General features: G+C 51.1%; 8 protein-coding genes. 2 read left to right on the plus strand and 6 right to left on the minus strand.

Translation table 11 applies throughout. The annotated features are described in order from the left end of the window. Positions 1–3: 3 nt before the first annotated feature. The 5 genes from trpD to rpe all read right to left on the minus strand — a co-directional run bounded on the left by trpD (position 4) and on the right by rpe (position 4790). On the minus strand, positions 4–1035 hold the full coding sequence (gene trpD / locus ACO0LL_RS25290; protein WP_422953578.1) for an anthranilate phosphoribosyltransferase: 1032 nt from the start codon (positions 1033–1035) through the stop codon (positions 4–6). Then, a complete protein-coding gene (locus ACO0LL_RS25295; RefSeq protein WP_422953579.1) occupies positions 1032–1604 on the minus strand; it encodes an anthranilate synthase component II in 573 nt (190 codons plus the stop codon). Before ACO0LL_RS25295 ends, trpD begins: the two co-directional genes overlap by 4 nt. After that, a complete protein-coding gene (gene trpE / locus ACO0LL_RS25300; RefSeq protein WP_422953580.1) occupies positions 1605–3101 on the minus strand; it encodes an anthranilate synthase component I in 1497 nt (498 codons plus the stop codon). Positions 3102–3374: 273 nt separating this feature from the next. Further along, positions 3375–4058 carry a phosphoglycolate phosphatase gene (locus ACO0LL_RS25305; RefSeq protein WP_422953581.1) on the minus strand — a complete coding sequence of 228 codons (684 nt, stop codon included), beginning with the start codon at positions 4056–4058 and terminating at the stop codon, positions 3375–3377. A 66-nt stretch (positions 4059–4124) separates the two neighbouring features. Beyond that, positions 4125–4790, minus strand: coding sequence for a ribulose-phosphate 3-epimerase (gene rpe / locus ACO0LL_RS25310; RefSeq protein WP_110258197.1), 666 nt, complete (start codon positions 4788–4790; stop codon positions 4125–4127). Positions 4791–4893: 103 nt separating this feature from the next. On the opposite strand from rpe, the gene apaG reads away from it, so the two are divergent. After that, the gene (gene apaG / locus ACO0LL_RS25315) at positions 4894–5268 is read left to right on the plus strand and encodes a Co2+/Mg2+ efflux protein ApaG (RefSeq protein ID WP_422953582.1); all 375 of its coding nucleotides are present in this window, start codon (positions 4894–4896) and stop codon (positions 5266–5268) included. Between the two features lie 18 nt (positions 5269–5286). Here the strand turns inward: apaG and ACO0LL_RS25320 are convergent, their stop codons facing one another. Then, the gene (locus tag ACO0LL_RS25320) at positions 5287–5439 is read right to left on the minus strand and encodes a hypothetical protein (protein WP_422953583.1); all 153 of its coding nucleotides are present in this window, start codon (positions 5437–5439) and stop codon (positions 5287–5289) included. A 152-nt stretch (positions 5440–5591) separates the two neighbouring features. On the opposite strand from ACO0LL_RS25320, the gene ACO0LL_RS25325 reads away from it, so the two are divergent. Next, positions 5592–6368 (plus strand): enoyl-CoA hydratase, encoded by a 777-nt coding sequence (locus tag ACO0LL_RS25325; protein ID WP_110258199.1) that lies wholly within the window; start codon positions 5592–5594, stop codon positions 6366–6368. The last annotated feature ends 949 nt before the right edge of the window (positions 6369–7317 follow it).

Raw genomic sequence — 7317 nt, forward strand, 5'->3', positions numbered from 1 at the left:
GGCTTACTTCCCTAATTGCTGGGTGACTGCTATGAACTGTTCCAGCTTGGCCCTGGCTGCGCCTGATGCAATCGCTGCCTGGGCTAGCTTGACACCATCGGCTATCGATGTGGCTATGCCCGCGCCATACAGGGCGGTACCTGCATTCAAGGCAACGATGTCAGTTGCTGCACCTTCAACATTGTTCATCACTTCCAGTATTTTTGCTTTCGATTCGTCTGCACCATTTACACGCAAGTTGCGGTTGGATACCATCTGCAAACCAAAGTCTTCCGGGTGGATATCATATTCGCGGATTTCGCCATTCACCAGCTCACCCACCATGGTTGGTGCACCGAGTGAGACTTCATCCATATTGTCGCGCCCCCATACCACCAGTGCATGTTGCGCCCCAAGGCGTTGCAGGACACGAATTTGTATACCGACCAGGTCAGGGTGGAATACGCCCATCAAAATATTCGGCGCGCCAGCCGGATTGGTCAATGGCCCCAGGATATTGAAGATAGTGCGCACACCGAGTTCACGGCGAACTGGTGCAGCATGTTTCATCGCCGCATGGTGATTAGGTGCAAACATGAAGCCTATGCCGGTTTGTGCTATCGACTGAGCGATTTGCTCAGGCTTGAGATTGATGTTTGCGCCCAATGATTCCAGCACATCAGCACTGCCGGAAGATGAAGACACACTGCGACCACCATGCTTGGCAACACGTGCACCAGCGGCGGCAGTAACGAACATCGATGCAGTAGAGATATTGAAAGTATGCGCACCATCACCACCCGTGCCAACGATATCGATCATGTTGTCCGTATTTGCCAGTGGCACCTTGGTCGAGAATTCACGCATGACTTGGGCGGCGGCGGTGATTTCGCCTATGCTTTCTTTCTTGACGCGCAGGCCCATGGTCAGTGCGGTGATCATGACTGGCGACATTTCGCCACCCATCAGTTTGCGGAACAGGAACAGCATTTCATCGTGAAAAATTTCACGGTGTTCTATCAGGCGTGTCAGTGCTTCTTGTTGAGAAATGGTCATGATGCTGTTCCAGTCAAAAAGTTTTTCAGCAGGGCGTGGCCATGCTCGGACAAGATGGATTCGGGGTGGAATTGCACGCCTTCGAGATTGAATTCCTTATGGCGCACACCCATGATTTCACCGTCATCTGTCCATGCAGTCACTTCCAGGCAATCCGGCAGGCTGGCACGTTCTATTGCCAGCGAGTGGTAACGGGTAATCGTGTAAGGGCTGGGCAAATTCCTGAAGACGCCAACGCCAGTATGGGCAATCGCAGAAGTCTTGCCATGCATGACTTGCTTGGCACGGATAACCTTGCCACCAAAGGCTGCACCTATGGCCTGGTGACCAAGACAGACACCGAGAATAGGCGTCTTGCCAGAAAAGCGTTCTATGACAGCGATGGAAACGCCAGCCTCTGTCGGTGTGCAGGGACCGGGTGAAATACAGATGTGATCGGGCTTCAGCGCCTCAATTTCTTCTATCGTAATTTCATCATTACGGTAGGTACGCACATCCTCACCCAGCTCGGCAAAATATTGCACCAGGTTGTAGGTGAAGGAATCGTAGTTGTCTATCATCAGTAGCATTTAAATCTCCCCATCCAGGCCATCTTGCACTTGTTCTGCTGCACGCAATACTGCGCGTGCCTTGTTTTCGGTTTCCTGCCATTCCATTTCCGGTACTGAATCAGCCACCACGCCAGCAGCTGCCTGCACATACAGCATGCCGTCTTTCAAGACGCCAGTGCGTATTGCAATCGCCAGGTCCATTTCGCCACCGAAGGACAGGTAACCACAGGCACCCCCATAGATGCCGCGTTTGACAGGTTCGAGTTCATCGATGAGTTCCATGGCCCTGACTTTCGGTGCGCCAGACAAGGTGCCAGCCGGGAAGGTGGCTTTCAATACATCGAGGTTGGACAAATCGGCTTGCAAGACACCTTCTACATTCGAGACGATGTGTTGTACGTGCGAATATTTTTCGATGACCATCTGGTCAGTGACCTTGACGCTGCCGGTCTGGGCGATGCGGCCTATGTCATTGCGGGCCAGGTCTATCAGCATCACGTGTTCGGCGATTTCTTTCGGGTCAGCCAGTAATTCTTTGGCCAGTTCAGCGTCGCGTTCTGGTGTGGTGCCACGTGGGCGGGTGCCAGCCAGTGGGCGTATGGTGACTTTCTTGCTGCCATCATTCAGGCTTTCATTGCGCACCAGGATTTCTGGGGATGCGCCTATGATTTGCATGTCGCCAAAATTATAGAAATACATATACGGCGAAGGATTCAGCGAACGCAGGGCGCGATACAGTGACAGCGGTGAATCCACATACGGTTTCTTGATGCGCTGGCCCACCTGCACTTGCATGAGGTCGCCAGCCATGATGTATTCCTTGGCTTTTTCTACCGCCTTCAGATAATCGTCCTTGGCAAAGTCGCGTATGGATTCTGTACGGACAGACGCCGATGTGACCGGAGCATCAACACTACGGCGCAACATGGCGCGCAAGTCTTTCAGGCGCTGGCGGGCTTTGGACCAGGCTTCTGGCTGGGTAGGGTCGGCATACACGATGAGATAGAGTTTGCCGGAGACATTGTCGATGACTGCCAGTTCTTCCGTCAGCAATAACTGGATTTCTGGCAAGCCCAGATCATCTTTTGGTGCCTTGCCAGCCAGGCGTTTTTCTACATGGCGCACAGCGTCATAGCCAAAGTAACCAGCCAGACCACCGCAAAAACGTGGCAGGCCAGGACGCAATGCCACCTTGAAACGCGCCTGGAATTCAGCAATGAAATCCAGCGGGTTCATCTCGCGGCTCTCTATGACCTGGCCATTTTTCAGGACTTCGACTTTTTCACCAAAGCTGCGCACCAGGGTATTGGCGGGCAAACCTATGAAAGAGTAGCGGCCAAAACGCTCGCCACCCATGACGGATTCAAGCAAGAAGGTATTCTTGCCCGCATTCTGGGTTTGCGCGAGTTTCAGGTAAAGGGTGAGCGGGGTTTCCAGATCGGCGAAGGCTTCCGCAATCATGGGGATACGGTTGTAGCCTTGCGCGGCCAACGATTTGAATTCGAGTTCGGTCATGGTTTTCTTTCAACCGCCTGCCTGCTCCTGAGACTTGTGCACGCGTCTGCAACAGCAGCCAGCGGCGCACGCAAATTCGCTCAAGAGAGTATGGACGGGTAAGACAGATTGATATAACAAGCAAGAAGATGTGCTTGGGATGTGCACAGCCACTCGCGGCATTCGTGTATTAACAGAATTGCCAGCGTCGCCATAGCCAGGCCTCAAAAGTGCCTGGAGTGATCATGGAACGTTTGTTATCGAGGAACATTCGTTATGTGAATGGTTTGAAAGTCAATGAGAGTTTTTCGCTGGCAGCAGTTGTGCTGCTACCAACAGGGTTTCGACTATACCATCACTTTGAATATTTTGTACAGCTTCACCGTGGTTGTATCCATACGGCACTGTCAAGACCGGGCAACCGGCAGCGCGGGCAGCAATCGCATCATTGCTGGAATCGCCAATGGCCAGCACTTGTGATGGTGGCAAGTCCAGAGCCTTGCAGGCTTCCAGCATGGGCAGGGGATCAGGTTTCTTTTTTGCAAAGCTGTCACCGCCATAGACTTGCTCAAAATAATGGACTATTTCCTTCTTTTGCATCAGCGGCAGGGCGAAGGCGAGTGGTTTGTTGGTGATGCAGACCAGACGCATACCCAGATCGCGCATGGCTTGCAAGCCTTCATGCACCTGCGGGTAAAGCTGACTGTGATCACCATTGACAGCCAGGTAATGAAGCTGGTAAGTAGCCAATGCATCATCGAAGCGGGCTGCTACACCAGTGGCATCAAAGTCCAGGGACAAAACTTGCTGGATAAGATTTTCAGAACCCTTGCCCACCATGGTCTTGATGACATCCAGCGTCAGCGGTGCCAGTGCAAAGTCTACGCGCATGCGGTTGATGGCGACCAGAAAGTCTGGTGCGGTATCTATCATGGTGCCGTCGAGATCGATGATAGCGGCTTTGATGTGGCTGAACATGGTGGGGGCGATCAGATATAGGCTTTCCGCCTGCTGTGGCGAAAAGCCTGAATATGAAATTGAGGATTAAACCTTGGACAACTCAACACGCATGGCATCGATGATGGCCTTGTAGTCGGGTTTGCCAAATATGGCAGAACCGGCAACGAAGGTATCGGCACCGGCACGGGCTATCTCTGCGATGTTCTCGATTTTGACGCCGCCGTCCACTTCCAGCATGATGTCGCGGCCAGATTCATCAATGATCTTGCGGGCTTGCGCGATTTTCTTCAGTGTATGCGGGATAAAGGTCTGGCCGCCAAAACCGGGGTTGATCGACATGATCAAAACGATATCGACTTTATCGATGACGTTTTCCAGTACATGCAATGGTGTCGCCGGGTTGAATACCAGGCCAGCCTTGCAACCATGATCACGTATGGTTTGCAGGCTGCGGTCTATATGTTCAGATGCTTCCGGGTGAAAGGTGATGATATTTGCGCCTGCCTTGGCAAAGTCGGGGATGATGCGATCCACAGGCTTGACCATCAGATGTACATCGATAGGCACTTGCACATGCGGGCGTATCGCTTCGCATACCATGGGGCCTATGGTCAGGTTGGGCACATAATGATTGTCCATGACATCAAAATGGATCATGTCAGCGCCAGCGGCGACAACATTGCGGACTTCTTCTCCCAGACGGGCGAAATCGGCAGACAATATACTTGGAGCAATGCGGAAAGTAGTCATGATGGAATCGTGCTTGAAAAAGATATGCTATTTTACCTTGTGAGGGCAAGCGGCTGTTGTCTTCGTCTGGCACAATGAACATAGTTCATCATGAAAGAAAATTATGGCAGCGTATGAAATAAGTGTAACGGTGGCGACGCAATACCTCAAAGACCAGTCCGACCCAGAGCAAAATAATTTTGTTTTTGCCTACACCATCACCATCAAGAATACTGGCACCGTGGCGGCGCAAGTGATTTCACGCCACTGGATCATTACCGACAGCACCAACCATGTAGAAGAAGTCAAAGGCCTGGGTGTAGTCGGCCATCAACCCTTCCTGGCGCCAGGGCAAAGCTTTGAATACACCAGTGGCAGTTCATTAAGGACGCCACAGGGCAGCATGAAGGGTACTTATTTCTGCGTGGCAGAAGATGCCCATCGCTTTGAGGCAGAGATACCTGAGTTTGTTTTGTCTTTGCCGCGTACTCTGCATTGATACTGGCACGGCCCAGGCTTATTGGGGATTTTCAATATCCTTGCTTTGTTCTATAGGCTTTTTATCTTCTTTTGGTGGTGTTTCTGGCGTGCGGCCATGAAACATCGTCCACCAGACGATAAAAATCAGCATGAACATCGCCACGCCTGCTTCCAGCGCTAATAACCACATCGCATTCACCTCGCTCAATAAATTAAGCGCATTGTACCTGCTAATTTGTGTGCTTATTTGCGCACCTAATTACAGGTGCTGGTCCGGCGCATTACAATAGGCATACCGGCATTCATGCTGCATACCCCTACTCAATAAAATCAGGAGCATCTATGACATACGAATGTATTTTGACTGAAACCCGCGACAAAGTCGGCTTGATCACCCTGAACCGCCCCAAGGCCATGAATGCGCTGAACGATCAGCTCATGGATGAACTGGGTCTGGCATTAAAAGCTTTCGACAAGGATGAGAACATCCATTGCATTATCCTGACTGGCAGTGAAAAAGCCTTCGCCGCCGGTGCCGACATTGCCGCCATGGTGGGCTATAGCTTCATGGATGCCTATAAAGATGATTACATCACCCGCAACTGGGAAACCATGCGCCAGATCCGTAAGCCAGTCATCGCTGCTGTCGCCGGTTATGCCCTGGGTGGTGGTTGCGAAGTCGCCATGATGTGCGACTTCATCATCGCTGCTGAAAATGCCAAGTTCGGCCAGCCAGAAATCAAGCTGGGCACTTTACCTGGCGCGGGTGGTACACAGCGCCTGCCACGCGCGATCTCCAAATCGAAAGCCATGGACATGTGCCTGACTGCGCGTATGATGGATGTGGTCGAAGCAGAACGCGCAGGCCTGGTATCCCGCGTTGTACCATTGGACAAGTTGATGGAAGAGGCTTTCGCTGCAGCGAATGTTATCGCTTCCATGTCTTTGCCTATCATCATGATGGCGAAGGAGTCTGTGAACCGCGCTTATGAGACTACGCTGTCAGAAGGCATACAGTATGAGCGCCGTTTGTTCCAGGCGAGTTTTGGTACGGAAGATCAGAAAGAAGGTATGCAAGCCTTTCTGGAGAAACGTCCGGCAGTATTCAAGAATAAGTAATTTGTCTTTAGTTTCTAGTTGTATAGAGACTATGTAGAGGCGCGTCATATATGACGTTCCTCTACAAATTAAATCGCATTTATACAGCTCTAAAAAATAGATCGCATTCGCGAAGCAATGCAAGCACGTTCCAGATCCACGCAAGGTCCTTCCCCTTCAATAGGAAGGTAGGGATGGGATGGATTCCGGTCGATCAGCGAAATCAGCACTATATAGATAGCCCCCCGAACCCGTCGCTCCTGCGCAGGCAGGAGCCCAGCGTCGTCCGCCGATGAACAGTAAAGCAAACTCCCACCCACACGCCAAACACCAGGACTAGTAGGGTGCGCCATGCGCACCGTTCGCTTATCTTACATATACAGCCCTTATATATACAGCCGCTAGTTTTGCACCATAAGCAGTAAGAAGAAGTGCACAGTTACTCAAAGAGCGGTGCGCACGGCGCACCCTACAAAACCCACCCCCATCCCGGTCCCCAAACACCGCTCCCTCAAGAATTCCCTAATTCCCTAAATAATTTACGCTGGGGTCTTGCAAAGCAGGGTAAGAGTTTGCTATAGTTCGCCTCCCGCTGAAGAGCGGGCGAGAAGAGAAGCAAGACTGGAAATTGAGCGGAGAAGTAAAAGCTGCGGAAAGATCTGGTTGCTGTGAATAGTTTGCAACGGTTTAGCGAGTTCGAAAGAACGAAACAAAACGAAAAGAGTTGCAGGTGTTGACAGCGGCAAATAAGTGCTTCATAATCTCGTTTCTCTGCTGCTGACGCACACAACGCTGCGACGCAAAACTGGATGAATAAGTAGTTCAGTTAAGTAGAAAAGATTATGGTTCTTTAACAATTAACAGTCAATAAATGTGGGCACTTGGTGAAGCGCACCAATTAACTTAGGTTAGTTGGAATGCTTAAATAATATAGCAAGTGTTCACAAGAAATAACAAAGCAAGACGATGA

The sequence above is a fragment of the Undibacterium sp. TC4M20W genome (genome assembly GCF_049340245.1).
Taxonomy (GTDB): Bacteria; Pseudomonadota; Gammaproteobacteria; order Burkholderiales; family Burkholderiaceae_D; genus Undibacterium.